The organism is Streptomyces sp. AC558_RSS880 (genome assembly GCF_019049255.1).
Taxonomy (GTDB): Bacteria; Actinomycetota; Actinomycetes; order Streptomycetales; family Streptomycetaceae; genus Streptomyces.
This window is the reverse complement of record NZ_JAGMUJ010000081.1, coordinates 40,258-58,559: the sequence shown is the minus strand read 5'-3', so window position 1 is coordinate 58,559 and position 18,302 is coordinate 40,258. Positions and strand designations below refer to the sequence as shown.

Sequence of the window (18,302 nt, the reverse complement as noted above, 5' to 3'; positions counted from 1 at the left end):
TCCATCGCGCGGAATTCGTTGGTATTCGCCGGGAATTCCTGGAAGTGTATGCGGTGGCCGGCCGACGGGTCGGCAGCGAGAAAATCCGGATTCAGCTTGAACGTCCATTCTTCGAAAATCCACCAGCAAGGGGTTCAGAAGTGAACGTCAAGTCCTACGCCAAGGTCGGTGCCGTCGTCGGTGCCGCGGCCCTCGGTCTCGGCATCCTGTCCTCCCCGGCCTCGGCGGACCCGAGCCCGGCCACCGACTACCGTCAGCTGGCCGGTGTCGGTTCGGACACCACGCAGTACGTGATGAACGGCCTGGGCGACTCGGCCGCCGTCACCAACGCGGGCGGCAAGATCATCGCCTCCTGGAACGCCACCGGCACCGCCACGATCACGACCAAGGCGACCGGCTGTGCCGGCATCGCGCGTCCGAACGGCTCCTCGGCCGGCATCAACGCGCTCAACGCCGACCTCGCCGCCGGCACCGACTGCGTCGACTTCGCCCGCTCCTCGCGCGGTCCCGCGGACACCAGCACCGACGACCTCACCTTCGTCCCGTTCGCCCTCGACGGTGTCACCTACGCCACGGACCTCGGCAGCACCCTGCCGACGAACCTCACCAAGGCGCAGCTGATCGACATCTACGAGTGCGACTCGGCCCAGTACCCGAACGCCCAGCCGCTGCTGCCGCAGTCCGGTTCCGGCACCCGGTCCTTCTGGCTGACGGCGCTCGGCATGACGGAGGCCGACCTCGGCGACTGCGTCGTCGACAACGTCCAGGAGCACAACGGCGAGGCCATCGCCAACGGCAACCAGCTCATGCCGTACTCGATCGCCCAGTGGATCTCCCAGGGCAAGGGCTTCGCCGACGTCCCGAACCGCCGCGGCCAGTCGCGTCTGCGCAGCATCAACAGCCTTGCCCCGACCACGGGTTCGGGCAGCGCGCTCGCGCTGAACTCCGGCTTCGACGCCGACTTCCTCCGCCAGGTCTACAACGTCGTCCCGACCGCCAACCTGTCCGACGCCGTCATCGACGAGACCTTCACCGGCTCCGACTCGAAGGTCTGCGCGGACACCGCCACCCTCACCAACTACGGCTTCGGCACCCTCGGCGCGGACTGCGGCAGCACCGCCCTCAAGGCCGAGCGCTGACCCGATGACCGACCTCTGATCCACGCGTGACGGCCGGGCACCTCCCAGGTGCCCGGCCCCACGCGCTGTCCCAGCACATTTCGTCGACCGTCCCCCGGGGGGCCCTCAGCATGACAGCGCTACATCCGTTCCGAAGAGCGGCCGCGATCGTGGCCGCCTGCGCCGCACTGGCCGCGGGCCTGGTGGCCCTGGTCGTGTCCCAGTCCCAGCCTGCCCGGGCGGCCTCCGTCGGTGAGTTCACCATGAGCCCCGGAAACGGCAGGCTCAGCGACCCGCAGCCGTTCGGCGACTCCCTGGAGATTCCGGGCGCCTGCCCCGCCTTCACCATCGAGGACCTCAACTGGAACAACTTCGTTTCCCTCTACGTGGTCAAGCCCGACGGCACCGAGCAGACGGTGCTGCGGTCGCTGAGCAGCGGAGCGCCGTACACCGGAGCCCGCTCGACGGTGTCACTGGCCGCGGCGGACAACCCGGGGGCCGGCGTGACCGACCCGTCGACCGTCCTCACCGGTGACGGCACGTACGAGCTGCGGCTGCGGTGCGTGGACAACTTCGACGGTCAGCCGGCCGACGGGGAGTACGTACCGGGCGACCCCTACTGGTCCCAGAAGATCACCGTGACCGGCGACACCTGGGTGGTCGGCGAGGGCGCGGAGTCCACGAGCCTCAGCTTCGCCGCTCAGCCCTCGGACGCCGAGATCGGTGAGGAGGTCGAGCTCACCGCCACGGTGGCGCCCTCCGAGGCCACGGGAACGGTCGCCTTCCGGGAGGGGGGAACCACGATCGGTTCGGCGCCGGTCAGCGGCGGAAAGGCCGAGTTCACGACCTCGGACCTGCCTCAGGGACAGCACGCCGTCGTCGCCGCGTTCACGCCCGACGACGCGTCGAAGTGGGGTGCCTCCGAGTCCGCTCCCTTCACGGTGTCGGTGTTCCCCCCGGACTTCGAGATCCGGGACGCCTCGGGCGAGCGGCTGCCCGACACACCGGAGCTGCGACGGGGCCAGACGGTCGAACTGATCGTCCGGGGATGCGCACCCGGAACGGCCTACGCGATGAGCATGAGAGGCAACGACGCGGAGTTCCCGGATGCCACGGCCGACGCCGAGGGCGTCGTGACCTGGAAGACGCTCACCGTGCCCGAGGACGCCGTCGCCGGCCGGACGGCCTGGGACTTCGAGGCGGACAAGGGATGCCGGGCCAACGGGGGCGTCGGAGCCGACGTGACCTCCGCGCCCTTCACCGTCCCCGAACCGTCGTCCGAGTCCCCGAGCGGCAGCCCGACGGACGACCCGTCGGGTGACCCGACCGACGACCCGTCCGACGACCCGTCCGGTGACCCCTCGTCCGACCCCTCCGGTGACCCGTCCGGCACCACCGGAGGCAGCGGCACCGGAGGCACCGGTACCTCCGGCGGTACCGGCGGCACCGGGGGCACGTCCCCGACCGGCGGTCTCGCCTCCACCGGCAGCCAGGTCGCGCTGTTCGGCGGCCTCGGGGCCGTCCTCCTCACCGCGGGCGGCGTGTTCGCGATGCGGTTCGCCCGCCGCAACGGCCTGCTGGGCTTCGGCCAGCCCGGCGCCTGACGGCCCGCGGTGCGCGGGCGGCGGACTCCCTCCGCCGCCCACGCACACCCCCTCCACCCCTCTCCACAGGAGCGCACCCCGTGACCGTGCTGTCCCCGCCTCCGCCGACCGAGGCACCGCCGACCCCGGCGCCTCCCCCCGGTCCGGCGCCGGGCTCCGCGAAGCCGAGACGTGAGCGACCCGGTTTCGCGTTCGCCGGGGCGGCACTGTGCGTGCTGGCCGCCCTGCTGCTGGGCTTCGCCGCCAACCTCACCGTCGTGGGCCACCTCCAGCACGCTCGCGACCAGCAGACCTCCTACGACGAACTCCGCCGCCAACTCGCCCTGGGAATCGCGCCGGTGGGCCAGCAGACGTACGAGGGCGAGATGCTGCGGCCGGGCGCTCCCGTCGGCCTCCTGCGCATCCCGGCCCTCGGCCTGAAGGAGGTCGTCGGGGAGGGCACCGCCTCCGGCGTCCTGATGGCCGGCCCCGGCCACCGCCGGGACACCCCCCTGCCGGGCCAGGCCGGCACCAGCGTCCTCATGGGCCGTCAGTGGGGATACGGCAGCCCGTTCAACGACCTGCACCAGCTGCCGCCCGGCGCCGAGATCCGGGTGACGACCGGGCAGGGCACCGCCGTCTACGAGGTCACGGCCGTCCGCCGCGAGGGCGACCCGCTGCCGCCCGTGCTCAAGGAGGGCGAGGGCAGGCTCACGCTCATCACCGCCGAGGGGTCGCCGTACACCCCGTCCGGGACGGTCCGCGTCGACGCCACCCTGACCAGCGACGCACAGCCCAGCCCGCCCCGGCCGCTGGGCCTGGGCTGGATCGACGAGTCCGAGCAGGCCCTCGGCACCGAGAACGCCGCCTGGCTGCCGGTCTTCCTCTGGTCCCAGGGGCTACTGCTCGCCGCCCTGCTCACCATGGCCGCGCACCGCGCCTGGGGCCGCTGGCAGACCTGGATCGTCGGCGCCCCCGTCCTCGCCGCCCTCGGCCTGGCCGTCTCCGGCGCCGCCACCCGGCTGCTGCCCAACCTGCTCTGACCCACGAGGAGTTCAGCGACATGTCCGACACCACCGACACGACCGGCGTGAAGGGTACGGCCGGCCCGGCCGACGAGACCGTATCGCTCGGCGAACTCCTCGGCCCGACCACCAGGATGCCGGCGGTCAAGCCCGGCCGGCGGCGCGGCGCGGCCACGGTCCTCAGCGCCCCGGCCACGCTGGAGGCCGACGCCATCTCGGCGTGGTTCGGTGACCACAAGGTCCTGGAACGCGTCTCGCTGACGATGCCCGCCCGCAAGGTCACCGCGCTGATCGGCCCGTCGGGCTGCGGCAAGTCCACGTTCCTGCGGATCCTCAACCGCATGCACGAACTGGTCGGCTCCGCGTCGCTGGCGGGGCGGGTCCTGCTCGACGGCGACGACATCTACGACCGCGGCCGCCGCATCACCCACGCCCGGCGGGAGATCGGCATGGTCTTCCAGAAGCCGAACCCCTTCCCCGCGATGTCGATCTACGACAACGTCACCGCCGGCCTGAAGCTGGGCGGCGTCAAGGCGGGCCGCGAGGACAAGGACCGGCTGGTCGAGGAGTGCCTGACCAAGGCGGGCCTGTGGAAGGAGGTCCGCGACCGCCTGCGGCAGCCGGGCGGCGCGCTCTCCGGCGGCCAGCAGCAGCGCCTGTGCATCGCGCGCTCGCTGGCGGTGCGTCCCCGGGTGCTGCTGATGGACGAGCCCTGCTCGGCCCTCGACCCGACGTCGACCCGGCGCATCGAGGAGACCATCCACGAACTGTCCGAGGAGGTGACGATCGTCATCGTCACCCACAACATGCAGCAGGCGGCCCGCGTCTCCGACCAGTGCGCCTTCTTCCTCGCCGAACAGGGCACCCCCGGCGTCATCGTCGAACACGGCCCCACGGACGCCATGTTCAACTCCCCCCAGGACTCCCGCACTTCGGACTACGTCCAGGGCCGCTTCGGCTAGCGGCCGCGGGGAGCTCCGCACGGCCGGGGGCACGCCGCCCGGGCGCCCCCGGCCGACCAGGCGCACTCGCCCCCTGCGGAACGTGTTCACTTCCCCTTTCCCCCTCGGAGTCGGCCAGGCGTCCTGGGGCCGTCGCCCGCTGCCTAGCGTCGGGCGCGGGAAACGGAACCGACTCCGCACCTCGTGTACCCCTTTGAACTCCCGACCGGCAGGAGCGTCCTCATGCCCCGTCCGTTCAGCAGACCCCTCCGTCGTGCGGGCGCACGGCTGCTCACTCGGCGCGGGCTGCGCGGCGCCGGGGTCGCCACCGCCGCCACCGTCGCCACGGCCCTGCTCACCGCGGGCTCGCAGGCGCCGGGGCTGCAGTTCGACGCCGGACGGGCGGGGCAGGACGACGGACTGGGCGTGCCCGGCGGGTTCGTGGGGCCGGACGTCCCGCTGCCGGACGTGCCCTCCCAGGGTGACGACTCCTACCACGTCGAACTGCCGCCGCTGAAGGGCGTGTCGGCCGCCGAGAAGGTGTGGGGCAAGGAGGCGGTCGAGGCTGCCGGAGCCGGCGGGTCGGACTCCGCGCGGCGGACCGCCGCCGAGGCCGGGCTGCCGGTGAGCGTGTTCGCCGCCTACCGGGACGCCGCGAAGTCCGTCGCCGGCACCGATCCGGGCTGCGGTCTGCGCTGGGAACTGCTCGCCGGTATCGGCAAGGTCGAGTCCGGGCACGCCCGCGGCGGTGCCGTGGACGCGAACGGCGACACCCTGGGCCGCATCACGGGGCCCGCCCTCGACGGCAACGGCTTCGCCCTCATCCACGACAGCGAGGGCGGCGCCTGGGACGGGGACGCGGTCTACGACCGGGCCGTCGGGCCGATGCAGTTCCTGCCGACCACCTGGAAGTCGTGGGGCGCCGACGGCAACGGCGACGGGGTCGCGAACCCGAACAACATCTTCGACGCCGCGCTCGCCGCCGGGCACTACCTGTGCGCCGGGGACCGGGACCTGCGGACCGCCGCCGGGCTGGAGCGGGCCGTCCTCAGCTACAACCACTCGCGCGACTACCTCAATCTCGTGCTCGGGTGGATGGAGTTCTACCTGCGGGGCGTGCACACCGTTCCCGATGGACGCGGGGTCGTGCCCGAGAGCCCCGGTGCGGGCAGCGACACGCCGGCCACGAAGCCGGTCGGGGAGGGCGGGAGTGGGCACGGGCGCGGGGACTCGTCGGGCGGTGCCGGTACGCCGACCCGTGCGCCCGGGGCCTCCCCGGCTCCGGGCGGGGGCGGGCGGCCGGGGTCCCCGGCGCCGTCCCCCTCGGCCCCGGCGAGCGGGAGTCCGTCCGCGACGCCCGGGCCGAAGCCGTCCGCTTCGCCCGGTGGGAGCCCGTCGCCGAAGCCCACGGGGACCTCTCCGGCGCCGTCCCCCGACGGCAGTGCCGGGCCTTCTCCGTCTCCGACCTCACCGGCTCCGGAGCCGTCGACCGGGGAGCCCACGGCTCCTGAGCCGGGTGACACGGCCTCTCCGACGCCGACCGGGAGCCCTGAGCCCAGCCCGTCCGAGTCCGAGAGCGGTGCTCCGGATCCCGGGGCGACGGACATGGCCGGGGTCGGGGCGGAGACCTGACACGGGGAGGGGTGCCCCGGGGGGCGGGGAGCCGACCCCGTGTCAGGCCCTGACGTGGCATCCCGCCTGCCGGAAGCAGGGTGGCGCGGGACACCGGGCGGATGCGTCCAAGGGGGGCAAGGAGTGCATCCGCGCTCTTTCAGGGTGCGACGCGGGGTGGCTGTGCGGGCAGCCGAGGTGCGTGCGGCAGCCCAACTCCCCGTGAACCGGCGCACACCGGGGTGTGCGCCGGGGCGTGCGCTCGTGCGGTCTGCCGTGCGGCTCTCAGATACCGGCCGCGGCGGCGAAGTCGCGCTTCAGCGCCGCCAGCAGTCCGGCCGCGCGGGCCCGTGCCGCCGGGAGGTCGGCGTGCGTGCCGACCGGGACGACCACCTCCAGGTAGCACTTCAGCTTCGGCTCCGTGCCACTGGGGCGGACGATGACGCGGGCGCCGTCGAGGGTGTAGCGCAGGCCGTCGGTGGGCGGGAGGTCGGCCGTGCCCCGGGTGAGATCCTCGGCGCTGGTGATCGGCAGGTCCGCGAGGCGGGCCGGGGGCCGCTCGCGCAGACGGCGCATCGCGCCGGCGATGACGGAGAGGTCCTCGACGCGGACCGAGAGCTGGTCGGTGACGTGCAGGCCGTGCTCGACGGCGAGGTCGTCGAGCAGGTCGAGGAGGGTGCGGCCCTCCTCCTTGAGGGTGGACGCCAGCTCCGTGATCAGCAGCGCTGCGGTGATGCCGTCCTTGTCGCGTACGCCGTCGGGGTCGACGCAGTAGCCGAGGGCCTCCTCGTAGCCGTAGCGCAGGCCCTCGGCGCGGGCGATCCACTTGAAGCCGGTGAGGGTCTCGGTGTGGCGGAGGCCGGCCTTCTCGGCGATGCGGCCGAGGAGGCTCGACGAGACGATCGACTCCGCGAACGTGCCGGTCGCTCCGCGGCGGACCAGGTGGGCGGCGAGCAGCGCGCCGACCTCGTCGCCGCGCAGCATGCGCCAGTCCGCGCCGTCCTTGACGGCCGCGGCGCAGCGGTCGGCGTCGGGGTCGTTGGCGATGACCAGGTCGGGGTCGGTGTCGCGGGCCTTCGCGAAGGCCAGGTCCATCGCGCCGGGCTCCTCCGGGTTGGGGAACGCGACGGTCGGGAACTCCGGGTCGGGGTCGGCCTGCTCGGTGACGAGGACGGGCTCCGGGAAGCCGGCCCGTGCGAAGGCGGCGAGGAGGACGTCCTTGCCGACGCCGTGCATCGCCGTGTAGACGGTGCGGGCGGTGCGGGGGGAGTCCTTGGACAGGACCGCGTCCGTGCGGGCCAGGTAGGCGTCCAGGACGGTGTCGTCGAGGGTCTCCCAGCCTTCGGTGGGGCGGGGGACCGTGGTGAGGGACGCCACGGCCTCGATCTCGGCGGCGATCTCCGTGTCAGCCGGGGGGACGATCTGGGAGCCGTCGCCGAGGTACACCTTGTAGCCGTTGTCGCGGGGCGGGTTGTGGCTGGCGGTGACCTCCACTCCGGCGACGGCGCCGAGGTGCCGTATGGCGAAGGCGAGGACGGGGGTGGGGAGGGGGCGGTTGAGTACGGCTGCCCTGAGACCTGCGCCGGTCATGACGGCGGCGGTGTCCTCGGCGAAGTCGCGGGACTTGTGGCGGGCGTCGTAGCCGATGACGACGAGGCCGTCGGTGTGGCCGTGCTTCCTCAGGTACGCGGCGAGGCCGGCGGCCGCGCGGATGACGACGGAGCGGTTCATGCGCATCGGGCCGGCGCCGAGCTCGCCCCGGAGGCCGGCGGTGCCGAACTGGAGGGTGCCGCCGAAGCGGGCGGCGATCTCGGCGTGGTCGCCGGCGTCGATGAGGCGGGCGAGTTCCTCGCGGGTGTCCGGGTCGGGGTCCTCGGCGAGCCACGCCTGGGCCTGTGCGATGAGGGCGTCGTCTTGCACGGTCGGTCGGCCTCTCTCGTTGGTCGTCAGTCAGGATTTCATGGGGTGCGGGTCGTGCGCCTGCGGCGCATCGTCCGGTCCGGTGGGGGCGTGCGTAGCGCCTGCGGTCGGTTGGCGGGTGGGTCGGGGCCACGTCGGGGGTGTCCGTCCCCTTCCGTCTCCCGCGACCGCGGGCAGTCGCATGCCGCGTCAGCCGCGGGCAGTCGTGCCTCCCCCAGTGCCTTAAAGGCCTGGGAGGTACCCCCAGGGCGGCACGGGTGGGCTGGGGGTACCCCCTCTGGGGGAGGCACCCCGCAAACGCCGGGCTGCGTGACCCACCCCCGGCCCACCCCGACGCGGGGCACCCGTACGACACCGGGCCGCACGGCCCCGCCCCGCGCGAACCGGCCACCGCGCCCTACGGGCGCCCGAGGCCCTACAGGCGCCCGAGCACCTGCGCCAGCAGCGACCCCATCCGCGTGGCGGAGTCGCGGCCCGCCTGGAGGACCTCCTCGTGGTTGAGCGGCTCGCCCGTCATCCCCGCGGCCAGGTTGGTGACCAGGGAGATGCCCAGCACCTCCGCCCCCGCCTCCCGCGCGGCGATCGCCTCGAGGACCGTCGACATGCCCACCAGGTCCGCCCCGATCACCCGGGCCATCCGGATCTCCGCCGGAGTCTCGTAGTGCGGCCCGGGGAACTGCGCGTAGACGCCCTCCTCCAGGGTCGGGTCGATCTCCTTGCACAGCGCCCGCAGCCGTGGCGAGTACAGATCCGTGAGGTCGACGAAGTTCGCGCCGACGATCGGGGAGGTCGCCGTGAGGTTGATGTGGTCGCTGATCAGGACCGGCTGACCGGGGCGCATGCCCGCGCGCAGACCCCCGCAGCCGTTGGTCAGGACGATCGTCTTCGCCCCCGCGGCCACGGCCGTACGGACACCGTGGGCGACGGCCGCGACCCCGCGTCCCTCGTAGTAGTGCGTACGGCCCAGGAACACCAGGGCCCGCTTCGCGCCGATGGCGTACGAGCGGATCTTGCCACCGTGGCCCTCGACCGCCGGCGGCGGGAAGCCGGGCAGTTCGGTGACCGGGAACTCGGCCTCGGGCGTGCCGAGGGCGTCCACGGCCGGGGCCCAGCCGGAGCCCATCACGAGGGCGACGTCGTGGGTCTCGGCGCCGGTGAGTTCGCGCAGGCGCGCGGCGGCGGCGTCGGCTGCGGCGTACGGGTCGCCCTGGATGTCGTCCGGAAGAAGAGAAGCATTCACGCGAAGAGGGTAGCCGGTATTCGCCTACGCGCGTAGATGTCTGAGCTGACGGGTTGGCGATCGTTGTCTTGTCGTTTCCCACGAGGGGGCGTCAGCAGGGACGCTTGCGGAGTTCCATCACATAGTCGTGGGGCGCGCCCGCGGACTCGGCCGCGTCGGCGATCTCGCCCAGGTAGCGGGCCGAGGGGAGGCCGCCCTCGTAACTGTTGAGGACGTACGTCCAGGCCGGCTCCTCGCCGTCCAGGGTGTGCACGCGCACCCGGGTGCGGCGGTAGAGGTCCAGGCCGCCCGCGCCCTCCCAGCGGTCCATGGACTCCTCGTCCATCGGGGCGATGTCGTAGAGGGCGACGAAGACCGCCGAGATCGGGTCCTCGACCAGCGTGGCCAGCGCGCCCTCCCAGCCCATGTGCTCGCCCCCGAACGTCAGCCTCCACCCGTTCAGCCAGCCGGTGGCACGCAGCGGCGAGTGCGGGGCGCGGCGGGACATCAGCCGCGCGTCGAGATTGCCGGCGTACGCGGCGTAGAGCGACATGGGGGAAGGGTACGGCAGCCGGAACCGGCACCCCTCCGGTAACAGGGGGGCCACGGCTGAGGCCCCCGGGCGGTCGCACGGTGAGGTGTGCGGGACAATGGAGTACGTGACTCGGATCGTGATCATCGGTGGCGGACCCGGCGGATACGAAGCGGCGCTGGTCGCCGCGCAGCTCGGCGCGGAGGTGACCGTCGTCGACTGCGACGGCCTGGGCGGGGCGTCGGTGCTCACCGACTGCGTGCCGTCCAAGACCCTGATCGCCACGGCCGAGGTGATGACCACCTTCGACTCCTCGTACGAGGAACTGGGCATCATCGTCGCCGACGACACCCCGCCCATGGAGCAGGCCGCCCGGGTGGTGGGCGTGGACCTGGGCAAGGTCAACCGGCGTGTGAAGCGGCTCGCACTGGCCCAGTCGCACGACATCACCGCCTCCGTGACCCGGGCCGGCGCGCGCGTCCTGCGCGGGCGGGGCCGGCTGGAGGGCATGCAGGCGCTCGACGGGTCGCGGAAGGTCGTGGTGCGCGCCGCGGACGGGACCGAGGAGACGCTCACCGCGGACGCCGTGCTGATCGCGACCGGCGGGCACCCGCGCGAGCTGCCGGACGCCCGCCCCGACGGCGAGCGGATCCTGAACTGGACCCAGGTGTACGACCTGAACGAGCTCCCCGAGGAGCTCATCGTGGTCGGATCGGGTGTCACGGGCGCCGAGTTCGCCGGTGCCTACCAGGCGCTCGGGTCGAAGGTGACGCTCGTGTCCTCGCGCGACCGGGTGCTGCCGGGCGAGGACCCGGACGCCGCGGCGGTGCTGGAGGACGTCTTCCGGCGGCGCGGCATGAACGTCATGGCGCGTTCGCGGGCGCAGTCCGCGAAGCGGGTCGGGGACCGGGTGGAGGTGACGCTCGCCGACGGCCGCGTCATCACCGGGTCGCACTGCCTGATGGCCGTGGGCGCCATCCCGAACTCCGAGGGCATGGGCCTGGAGGAGGCCGGGGTCCGGCTGCGCGAGTCCGGCCACATCTGGACCGACAAGGTCTCCCGGACCACGGCTCCCGGCGTCTACGCCGCCGGTGACGTCACCGGCGTCTTCGCGCTCGCCTCGGTGGCGGCGATGCAGGGCCGCATCGCCATGTACCACTTCCTGGGCGACGCGGTGGCCCCGCTGAACCTGAAGACGGTCTCGTCGAACGTCTTCACCGACCCCGAGATCGCCACCGTCGGCTACTCCCAGGCCGACGTCGACGCCGGCAAGATCGACGCCCGTGTGGTGAAGCTGCCGCTGCTGCGCAACCCGCGCGCGAAGATGCAGGGCATCCGCGACGGCTTCGTCAAGATCTTCTGCCGTCCGGGCACCGGCATCGTGGTGGGCGGCGTGGTCGTCGCGCCGCGCGCCTCGGAACTCATCCATCCCATCTCGATCGCGGTCGACAACAATCTGACGGTGGAACAGATCGCGAACGCCTTCACGGTCTATCCCTCGCTGTCGGGCTCGATCGCCGAGGTGGCACGGCAGTTGCACACGCGGAAGTCGGGCGCGGAGGCCTGACGGAGGGAAACGACGGCCCTATACCACTTGCTGGAGGGCCGTGCGAACAACTTCTGCTATTCAGCGCAAACTGCTGAAAGCAGACGGTCGCTGGCGTTACTGTCAGTTTCGTGTTCGCTGCAGAACGTCGTCAATTGATCCTCGAAATGGTGCGAGCGAACGGAGCCGTGTCGCTCCGTGAGCTCGCCCGCGTCGTCCAGACCTCCGAAGTGACCGTACGGCGGGACGTGCGCGCGCTGGAGGCAGAAGGACTCCTCGACCGCCGGCACGGCGGTGCGGTACTGCCGGGCGGTTTCACGCGAGAGTCCGGTTTCCCGCAGAAGTCTCATCTCGCGACCGCCGAGAAGACCGCCATCGCCGACCTCGCCGCGAACCTCGTGGAAGAGGGCGAGGCGATCGTGGTCGGCGCGGGTACCACCACGCAGGAGCTGGCCCGTCGGCTGGCCCGGGTGCCCGGCCTGACGGTCGTCACCAACTCCCTGCTGGTCGCCCAGGCGTTGGCCCACGCCAACCGGGTGGAGGTCGTGATGACCGGCGGTACGCTCCGCGGCTCGAACTACGCCCTCGTGGGCAGTGGTGCCGAGCAGTCCCTGCAGGGGTTACGGGTGTCCCGGGCGTTCCTCTCCGGAAGCGGCCTCACCGCCGAGCGGGGGCTGTCCACGTCCAACATGCTGTCGGCGTCGGTCGACCGGGCGCTGGTGCAGGCCGCGGCGGAGGTGGTGGTCCTCGCGGACCACACCAAACTCGGGACGGACACGATGTTCCAGACGGTGCCCACGGATCTGATCACGCGGCTGGTGACGGACGAGCCGGCCGGGCACGACGAGCGGGCGTCGACCGAGTTGCAGGCGCTGGCCGACCAGGGTGTGCAGATCGCTGTCGCGGGGGCGGGGGGAGAGGGGGGCTCGGCGGGGCGCCAGCGCCGGGACGTTCCTCTCCCCGGGCCGCGGCGACAGGGTCCCGGGCTGCGTACGGCTGTGGCGCTGGGGGCGGCGGAGTCGGCGCAGGGAGCCGGGGCCGAACGGGCGCGGGTGGCGGACCTGCGGAGGCGCTGACGCACGACTTGGGCGGACGGTGCCTTGTGGGGCGCCCGGCGCCCTTGTGCGTACAGGGCTCCGCGCCGGTGCCGACCGGGGAGTTGCGCGGCCCGGCGCTTTGTGGGAGGCGCCGCGCTGCTGTGGCCGGCCCTGTTTCTCGTACGGCTGCCGCCGAGTGGCGTGTGGCGCCGAGCGGCTGCCGTAGCCCTCGTCTCCCGGGGCCGGCCGCCTCGTCGAGCTGAACGAGCGAAGGACGGCTTGTCGGCGGACTGCGAGGGCGACCGGCACGTGCCCTGTGCCGCGCTGGACCGGCCGCAGGACGCCGGGGGCCGGCGACCTGCCGGACGGGGTCCTGGAGTGCGCCGAGTTCGCCTCGATGGCCACCAGGGAGACGGTGTCGAGGGATGTGCTGCGGCGCCGACTGCTGCCGCCACTGTTCCGACCCGTCCGGGGATGCGGCAACCCCGCAGAACGGGGTTGCCGCATCCCCGGACGACGTGTGTGAGCGGCAGGTCCGCCGCGGGAGCCGCGGGTACCGAGCCGAACGCCTCCACTATTCCGTCTTGCTAAGTACCGGTAGTCAGCATTACGGTGTACCGGTACTCAACGGCGCTGACTAGCGCAAGGAGGAGGCGCTCCATGCCCAAGCTGGAGACGGAGATGCTCAAGGGCACGCTGGAAGGCATCATTCTCGCGTCCCTGTCCGGCCGACCCGCCTACGGCTACGAGATCACGGCCCGGCTGCGGGAGCAGGGCTTCTCCGACATCGCCGAAGGGACCGTCTACGCGCTGCTCCTCAGGATGGAGAAGCGAGGTCTGGTCGACGTGGAGAAGGTTCCCTCCGAGAAGGGGCCGCCGCGCAAGGTGCACTCCCTCAACGCCCGGGGGCGGGAGTACCTCGAAGAGTTCTGGAAGACCTGGAGCTTCCTCACGGAACGACTGGAACAGCTCCGCGAAGGGAGTAAGTGACCATGTCCGACACCGAAAAGAGCGGCTTCGTCTCGAAGCTGATCGGGCCCAAGAGGCGCTGGAGGGCGTACAAGGCGCGCGTCAAGGAGCTTCCCGAGGGGTACCGTACGGCGGTCGAAGCGATCGAGCGGTACCTGATGCACTTCGTGCCGACCGACGGTGACAGCAATGCGGCGATGTTCGAAGACCTCGCCGACCTGTTCGAGCAGGCCGCGGTGAACGGAACGCCGATCCGCGAGATCGTCGGGGAGGACCCGGTGGAGTTCGTCGACACGTTCGCCCGGAACTACTCGGAGGGCGGCTACGTGCCCGCCCGTGCGCGCAAGCGGCTGACCGACGACCTCGCGCACGCCGAGGGCGGGGCCCCGGAGGGCGTCGAGAGCACCGCCTAGATCAGCACCCGCCGGGCGCGGCATCGTCGACATCCGCCGCGCCCGGGCCTGGCCCCGGAAGGGTCACCCTCGATTCGCCGCCCCCAGTCGCTTGCCTCGAACGGGAGAGCCTCATGCATGTATCTGTCATGTTCACGTCCAGCAGTGGTGGTCACGCGCCGTCGGCCGCCGTCTCCGCCGCCGGCCTGCGCAAGTCGTACGGCGACAAGACCGTGCTCGACGGCATCGACCTGCACATCCCGGCTCCAGGGCGGCGTACTCGACCGTCGGCTTCACCGGTGCCCCGCGTTGGGGTGGGCCGGGGGGTGGTTGCGCAGCCCGGCGCTTGCGGGGTGCCTCCCCCAGAGGGGGTACCCAGCCCACCCGTGCCGCCCCAGCGGCACGACTGCCCGCGGGTACGGCGGCAGGCAGCCGCGTACGGCGGGAAGGGGACGGGGACGGGGGTGGCCGCCCGCAGTGGGCGGCGCGTCCGCGCCCCGTCCGAGCAACGTGATCCGCGCCGGTCCGAGGACGGACACCCCCGACGCGGCCCCGACCCACCCACCGACCGCAGGCGCTACGCCCGCCCCCACCGGACCGGACGCTGCGCCGCAGGCGTCAACGCGTCGAACGCGTCAGTCCTTGATCTCGCAGATCGCCGCGCCGGACGTGATGGAGGCGCCGACCTCCGCGCTCAGGCCCTTGATCGTGCCGGACCGGTGGGCGTTGATGGGCTGCTCCATCTTCATGGCCTCCAGGACGACGACCAGATCGCCCTCCTCGACCTCCTGCCCCTCCTCCACGGCGAGCTTGACGATCGTGCCCTGCATCGGGGAGGCGAGGGTGTCGCCCGAGGCCACCGGGCCCGACTTCTTCGCCGCCCGCCGCTTCGGCTTCGCGCCCGCCGCCAGCCCCGTACGGGCCAGGGACATGCCCAGCGAGGCCGGGAGCGAGACCTCCAGACGCTTGCCGCCGACCTCGACGACGACCGTCTCGCGGTCCACCTCCTCCTCCGCCCCCGCGTCCACGGCGGCGGCGAACGGCTTGATCTCGTTGACGAACTCCGTCTCGATCCACCGCGTGTGCACCGTGAACGGTTCGGCCGAACCGGTGAGTTCGGGCGCGAACGCCGGGTCCTGCACCACCGCGCGGTGGAACGGGATGGCCGTGGCCATGCCCTCGACCTGGAACTCCGCCAGCGCACGAGAGGCCCGCTCCAGCGCCTCCTTGCGCGTACGCCCGGTGACGATCAGCTTCGCCAGCAGCGAGTCCCACGCCGGGCCGATGACCGACCCCGACTCCACGCCCGCGTCCAGCCGCACACCCGGCCCCGACGGCGCGTCGAAACGGGTGACGGTACCGGGCGCCGGGAGGAAGTTGCGCCCCGGGTCCTCACCGTTGATGCGGAACTCGAAGGAGTGCCCCCGCAGCACCGGGTCGCCGTACCCCAGCTCCTCGCCGTCGGCGATGCGGAACATCTCCCGCACCAGGTCGATCCCCGCGACCTCCTCGGTCACCGGGTGCTCCACCTGCAGACGCGTGTTGACCTCCAGGAAGGAGATCGTGCCGTCCAGGCCGACGAGGAACTCGACCGTGCCCGCGCCGACGTAGCCGGCCTCCTTCAGGATCGCCTTGGAGGAGGAGTACAGCTCCTCCATCTGGGCGTCCGACAGGAACGGCGCCGGCGCCTCCTCGACCAGCTTCTGGTGCCGCCGCTGCAGCGAGCAGTCACGGGTGGAGACCACGACCACGTTGCCGTGCTGGTCGGCCAGGCACTGCGTCTCCACGTGCCGGGGCTTGTCGAGGTAGCGCTCGACGAAGCACTCCCCGCGACCGAAGGCGGCGACCGCCTCACGCACCGCGGAGTCGTACAGCTCCGGCACCTCCTCCAGCGTGCGGGCGACCTTCAGACCGCGCCCGCCACCACCGAACGCGGCCTTGATCGCGATCGGCAGCCCGTGCTCCTCGGCGAACGCGACGACCTCCTCCGCCCCGCTCACCGGATCGGGCGTACCCGCCACCAGCGGAGCGCCCGCGCGCTGCGCGATGTGCCGGGCGGCGACCTTGTCACCGAGGTCACGGATGGCCTGCGGCGGCGGGCCGATCCAGATCAGGTCCGCGTCCAGCACCGCCTGGGCGAACTCGGCGTTCTCGGAGAGGAAGCCGTAGCCGGGGTGGACGGCGTCGGCGCCCGACTCACGCGCGGCGTTCAGCACCTTGTCGATGTCGAGGTAACTGGTGGCCGGAGTGTCACCGCCCAGGGCGAACGCCTCATCCGCTGCGCGGACATGCAGAGCGTCCCGGTCCGGGTCGGCGTAGACGGCAACGCTCGCGATTCCGGCGTCCCGGCAGGCCCGGGCAACGCGGACAGCGATTTCGCCACGGTTGGCGATGAGCACCTTGCGCACGATTGAGGCTCCCTCCTTGAAACAAGCCGAGTTTAGGGACTGCCGACACGACACTTCGACCCGTCCCCACTGGTGAGCTTGCCCACACGGAGCGTGATACGAGGCTCGCTCGACCCGCGAAAGCCCTTGTCGCACCTCGGTGCGCAGGGCTCCTCCCGGCAACCCTAGCCGTCCTGTGTGGTCAAGGTCTCTGTGAGAGCGTGCTGCGGCCCACTCCGTTTCTTTGTGGAGTCCCTACGAATGGCCCAATGATTCTTTGCCCTGCGCGGACCCCTTGTACCGAGGTTTACCCGTTAGTAGCCTTCGCGTCGGCCCGAACATACTCGGGGTAACCACAAGTGTGCTCGAAAGTAGGTGGGGGCCGGTGGTGCGCAGACCGGTGGCGTGGGTCGTGGCGCTCGTGCTGTTCGCCGAGGCGCTCGGCATCGCGGCGCTGAACTGGTTCCTGGGTGTCGTCGTCGACCGGCAGGACATGTCGCTGGCCGGTCTCGATCCGGACGTGATGTCGACGTCCTCGAAGACCGGCGGAATCGTCTTCGGGCTCTACTTCGCGCTGTGCGGCCTGGTGGCCCTGCTGACCGCCCTGCGCGACCGGGCGCCCGCCGGGCTCGGCCGGGTGCTGCTGGTCAGCGCGGCGGTGGTGCACGCGCTGCTGGGCGCGGTCACATGGGGCCTGGTCGGCCCGCTCGCGTTCCTCTGGATGGTGCTCGTACTCGGGCTGATCGTGCTGCTGCTGATGACGTACGACGGCCGTCCGGAGCAGCCGGCCGACGCCGCTCCCGAGGGCGGCGCCGGCGGTGACGGCTCTCCGGTCACGCCTCCGGTCACTCCTCCGGCGGCGCCCACAGCTCCGTGATGCCGACGCCGAGGTCGGCGAGGAGGCGCCGGACCAGGGGCAGGCTGATGCCGATGACGTTGCCGTGGTCGCCGTCGATGCCGTCGATGAACGGGGCGGAGCGGCCGTCCAGGGTGAACGCCCCGGCGACGTGGAGCGGTTCGCCGGAGGCCACGTAGGAGGCGATCTCCTCGTCGCTGGGATCACCGAAACGGACCACGGTGGAGGCGGTGGCGGAGACGTAGCGGCCACTGAGGGTGTCGTAGACGCAGTGGCCGGTCTGCAAGGTGCCGGCACGGCCCCGCATGGACTTCCAGCGCGCCGTGGCCTCCCCGGCGTCCGCGGGCTTGCCGAGGGCCTGGCCGTCCAGTTCCAGGACCGAGTCGCAGCCGATCACCAGCGCGCCCTTGACCTCGGGCTTCGCGGCGACGACGGAGGCCTTGGCCTCGGCCAGGGCGAGCGCCAGTTCGGCGGGGGTGGGGGCGGTGACGGCGTCCTCGTCGACCCCGCTGACGATCACCTCGGGGTCCAGCCCGGCCTGGCGGAGCAGCCCGAGCCGGGCGGGGGACTGGGAGGCGAGCACGAGTCGGCGGCGCGGCTGATCTGTCATGCGGTCAGCGTATCGACGTGGCCCGGATGCCTCATCTCACGCCGATCACGAGCATGGCGAGCACCATGGCCAGCGCCATGAGAACGCCCAGCCGCCGCAGCATGTCCTGCGTGTCCCGCAGTTCCTTGGGCGGCTCGTTCTCGGGGTCGGACCACAGCATGCCACCAGCGTGGGGCTTGGCCGGCCGGGGTGCCTGAGTACGCGTACTCAAGTAGGGACGCGGGGCTGTCGGGGCTGTCGTGCCGTCTCGAGCAGGGACGCGGGGCTGTCGTGCCGTGCGCCCGCGTGGCGGGGCCGCCGCACATGGGCCCAGCCCCGCGCCCCTGGGCTGGTCGTCGCTAGCCGGGCCAGTATGTGCGGGTCCAGGACGTCGGGCCCGGGCTCGGGACGCTCCGGGCCGCGAGGCGGGACGGGTCGGACCACGCGTCGCGGGGGGCGGGCGCGCCGGGCGGCACGGCTGACGCCGCCGCGGCGCGCGCCCGGACCACCGCCAGTGCGGCGGCCAGCTCCTCCGGGGTGGGGTTGCCCCGTACGACCTTGATCACGTCGGCTCCTT

Annotated in this window: 17 protein-coding genes and 1 pseudogene; 11 read left to right on the top strand and 7 right to left on the bottom strand. The window is 72.4% G+C overall.

The window, feature by feature from the left end; translation table 11 throughout:
• Positions 1-140 precede the first annotated feature (140 nt).
• The 5 genes from KUM38_RS24460 (at position 141) to KUM38_RS24440 (ending at position 6,299) form a co-directional block, all read left to right on the top strand.
• Positions 141-1,139 (top strand): hypothetical protein, encoded by a 999-nt coding sequence (locus tag KUM38_RS24460; protein ID WP_217131627.1) that lies wholly within the window; start codon positions 141-143, stop codon positions 1,137-1,139.
• Between the two features lie 110 nt (positions 1,140-1,249).
• Positions 1,250-2,722, top strand: coding sequence for an Ig-like domain-containing protein (locus KUM38_RS24455; protein WP_217131625.1), 1,473 nt, complete (start codon positions 1,250-1,252; stop codon positions 2,720-2,722).
• Positions 2,723-2,802: 80 nt separating this feature from the next.
• The gene (locus KUM38_RS24450) at positions 2,803-3,744 is read left to right on the top strand and encodes a sortase (RefSeq protein WP_217131622.1); all 942 of its coding nucleotides are present in this window, start codon (positions 2,803-2,805) and stop codon (positions 3,742-3,744) included.
• Positions 3,745-3,860: 116 nt separating this feature from the next.
• Positions 3,861-4,688, top strand: a complete 828-nt coding sequence (gene pstB / locus KUM38_RS24445) for a phosphate ABC transporter ATP-binding protein PstB (RefSeq protein WP_217131793.1) — start codon at positions 3,861-3,863, stop codon at positions 4,686-4,688.
• A 222-nt stretch (positions 4,689-4,910) separates the two neighbouring features.
• On the top strand, positions 4,911-6,299 hold the full coding sequence (locus tag KUM38_RS24440) for a lytic transglycosylase domain-containing protein (RefSeq protein ID WP_217131620.1): 1,389 nt from the start codon (positions 4,911-4,913) through the stop codon (positions 6,297-6,299).
• 264 nt (positions 6,300-6,563) lie between these two features.
• Here the strand turns inward: KUM38_RS24440 and KUM38_RS24435 are convergent, their stop codons facing one another.
• The 3 genes from KUM38_RS24435 to KUM38_RS24425 form a co-directional block, all read right to left on the bottom strand.
• On the bottom strand, positions 6,564-8,198 hold the full coding sequence (locus tag KUM38_RS24435; protein WP_217131618.1) for a phospho-sugar mutase: 1,635 nt from the start codon (positions 8,196-8,198) through the stop codon (positions 6,564-6,566).
• 415 nt (positions 8,199-8,613) lie between these two features.
• Positions 8,614-9,438 carry a purine-nucleoside phosphorylase gene (locus tag KUM38_RS24430; RefSeq protein WP_217131615.1) on the bottom strand — a complete coding sequence of 275 codons (825 nt, stop codon included), beginning with the start codon at positions 9,436-9,438 and terminating at the stop codon, positions 8,614-8,616.
• A gap of 91 nt (positions 9,439-9,529) precedes the next feature.
• A complete protein-coding gene (locus tag KUM38_RS24425) occupies positions 9,530-9,970 on the bottom strand; it encodes a gamma-glutamylcyclotransferase (RefSeq protein ID WP_217131614.1) in 441 nt (146 codons plus the stop codon).
• On the opposite strand from KUM38_RS24425, the gene KUM38_RS24420 reads away from it, so the two are divergent.
• From KUM38_RS24420 to KUM38_RS42100, 5 genes and pseudogenes are all read left to right on the top strand, one after another.
• A complete protein-coding gene (locus tag KUM38_RS24420; RefSeq protein WP_302181265.1) occupies positions 9,969-11,516 on the top strand; it encodes an NAD(P)H-quinone dehydrogenase in 1,548 nt (515 codons plus the stop codon). The two genes, KUM38_RS24425 and KUM38_RS24420, sit on opposite strands and share 2 nt — an antisense overlap.
• Positions 11,517-11,626: 110 nt before the next feature.
• Positions 11,627-12,571: a DeoR/GlpR family DNA-binding transcription regulator gene (locus KUM38_RS24415; protein WP_217131610.1), complete on the top strand. Its 945-nt coding sequence runs from the start codon at positions 11,627-11,629 to the stop codon at positions 12,569-12,571.
• A gap of 621 nt (positions 12,572-13,192) precedes the next feature.
• Positions 13,193-13,522, top strand: coding sequence for a PadR family transcriptional regulator (locus KUM38_RS24410; protein WP_217131608.1), 330 nt, complete (start codon positions 13,193-13,195; stop codon positions 13,520-13,522).
• 2 nt (positions 13,523-13,524) lie between these two features.
• A complete protein-coding gene (locus KUM38_RS24405; protein ID WP_217131606.1) occupies positions 13,525-13,914 on the top strand; it encodes a DUF1048 domain-containing protein in 390 nt (129 codons plus the stop codon).
• Positions 13,915-14,042: 128 nt separating this feature from the next.
• Positions 14,043-14,159 (top strand): annotated as a pseudogene (locus KUM38_RS42100) (ABC transporter); the annotation flags it as partial.
• A gap of 369 nt (positions 14,160-14,528) precedes the next feature.
• Here KUM38_RS42100 and KUM38_RS24400 read toward each other — a convergent pair.
• The gene (locus KUM38_RS24400; protein WP_217131604.1) at positions 14,529-16,301 is read right to left on the bottom strand and encodes an acetyl/propionyl/methylcrotonyl-CoA carboxylase subunit alpha; all 1,773 of its coding nucleotides are present in this window, start codon (positions 16,299-16,301) and stop codon (positions 14,529-14,531) included.
• 364 nt (positions 16,302-16,665) lie between these two features.
• On the opposite strand from KUM38_RS24400, the gene KUM38_RS24395 reads away from it, so the two are divergent.
• Positions 16,666-17,157, top strand: coding sequence for a hypothetical protein (locus KUM38_RS24395; protein ID WP_217131596.1), 492 nt, complete (start codon positions 16,666-16,668; stop codon positions 17,155-17,157).
• Here the strand turns inward: KUM38_RS24395 and KUM38_RS24390 are convergent.
• From KUM38_RS24390 to KUM38_RS24385, 3 genes are all read right to left on the bottom strand, one after another.
• The gene (locus KUM38_RS24390) at positions 17,126-17,746 is read right to left on the bottom strand and encodes a nucleoside triphosphate pyrophosphatase (RefSeq protein WP_217131591.1); all 621 of its coding nucleotides are present in this window, start codon (positions 17,744-17,746) and stop codon (positions 17,126-17,128) included. The genes KUM38_RS24395 and KUM38_RS24390 overlap by 32 nt on opposite strands.
• Positions 17,747-17,777: 31 nt before the next feature.
• Positions 17,778-17,906: a morphogenic membrane protein MmpB gene (mmpB, locus tag KUM38_RS42985; protein WP_106979509.1), complete on the bottom strand. Its 129-nt coding sequence runs from the start codon at positions 17,904-17,906 to the stop codon at positions 17,778-17,780.
• A 178-nt stretch (positions 17,907-18,084) separates the two neighbouring features.
• Positions 18,085-18,291: an acyl-CoA carboxylase epsilon subunit gene (locus KUM38_RS24385; RefSeq protein WP_217131589.1), complete on the bottom strand. Its 207-nt coding sequence runs from the start codon at positions 18,289-18,291 to the stop codon at positions 18,085-18,087.
• Positions 18,292-18,302 lie beyond the last annotated feature (11 nt).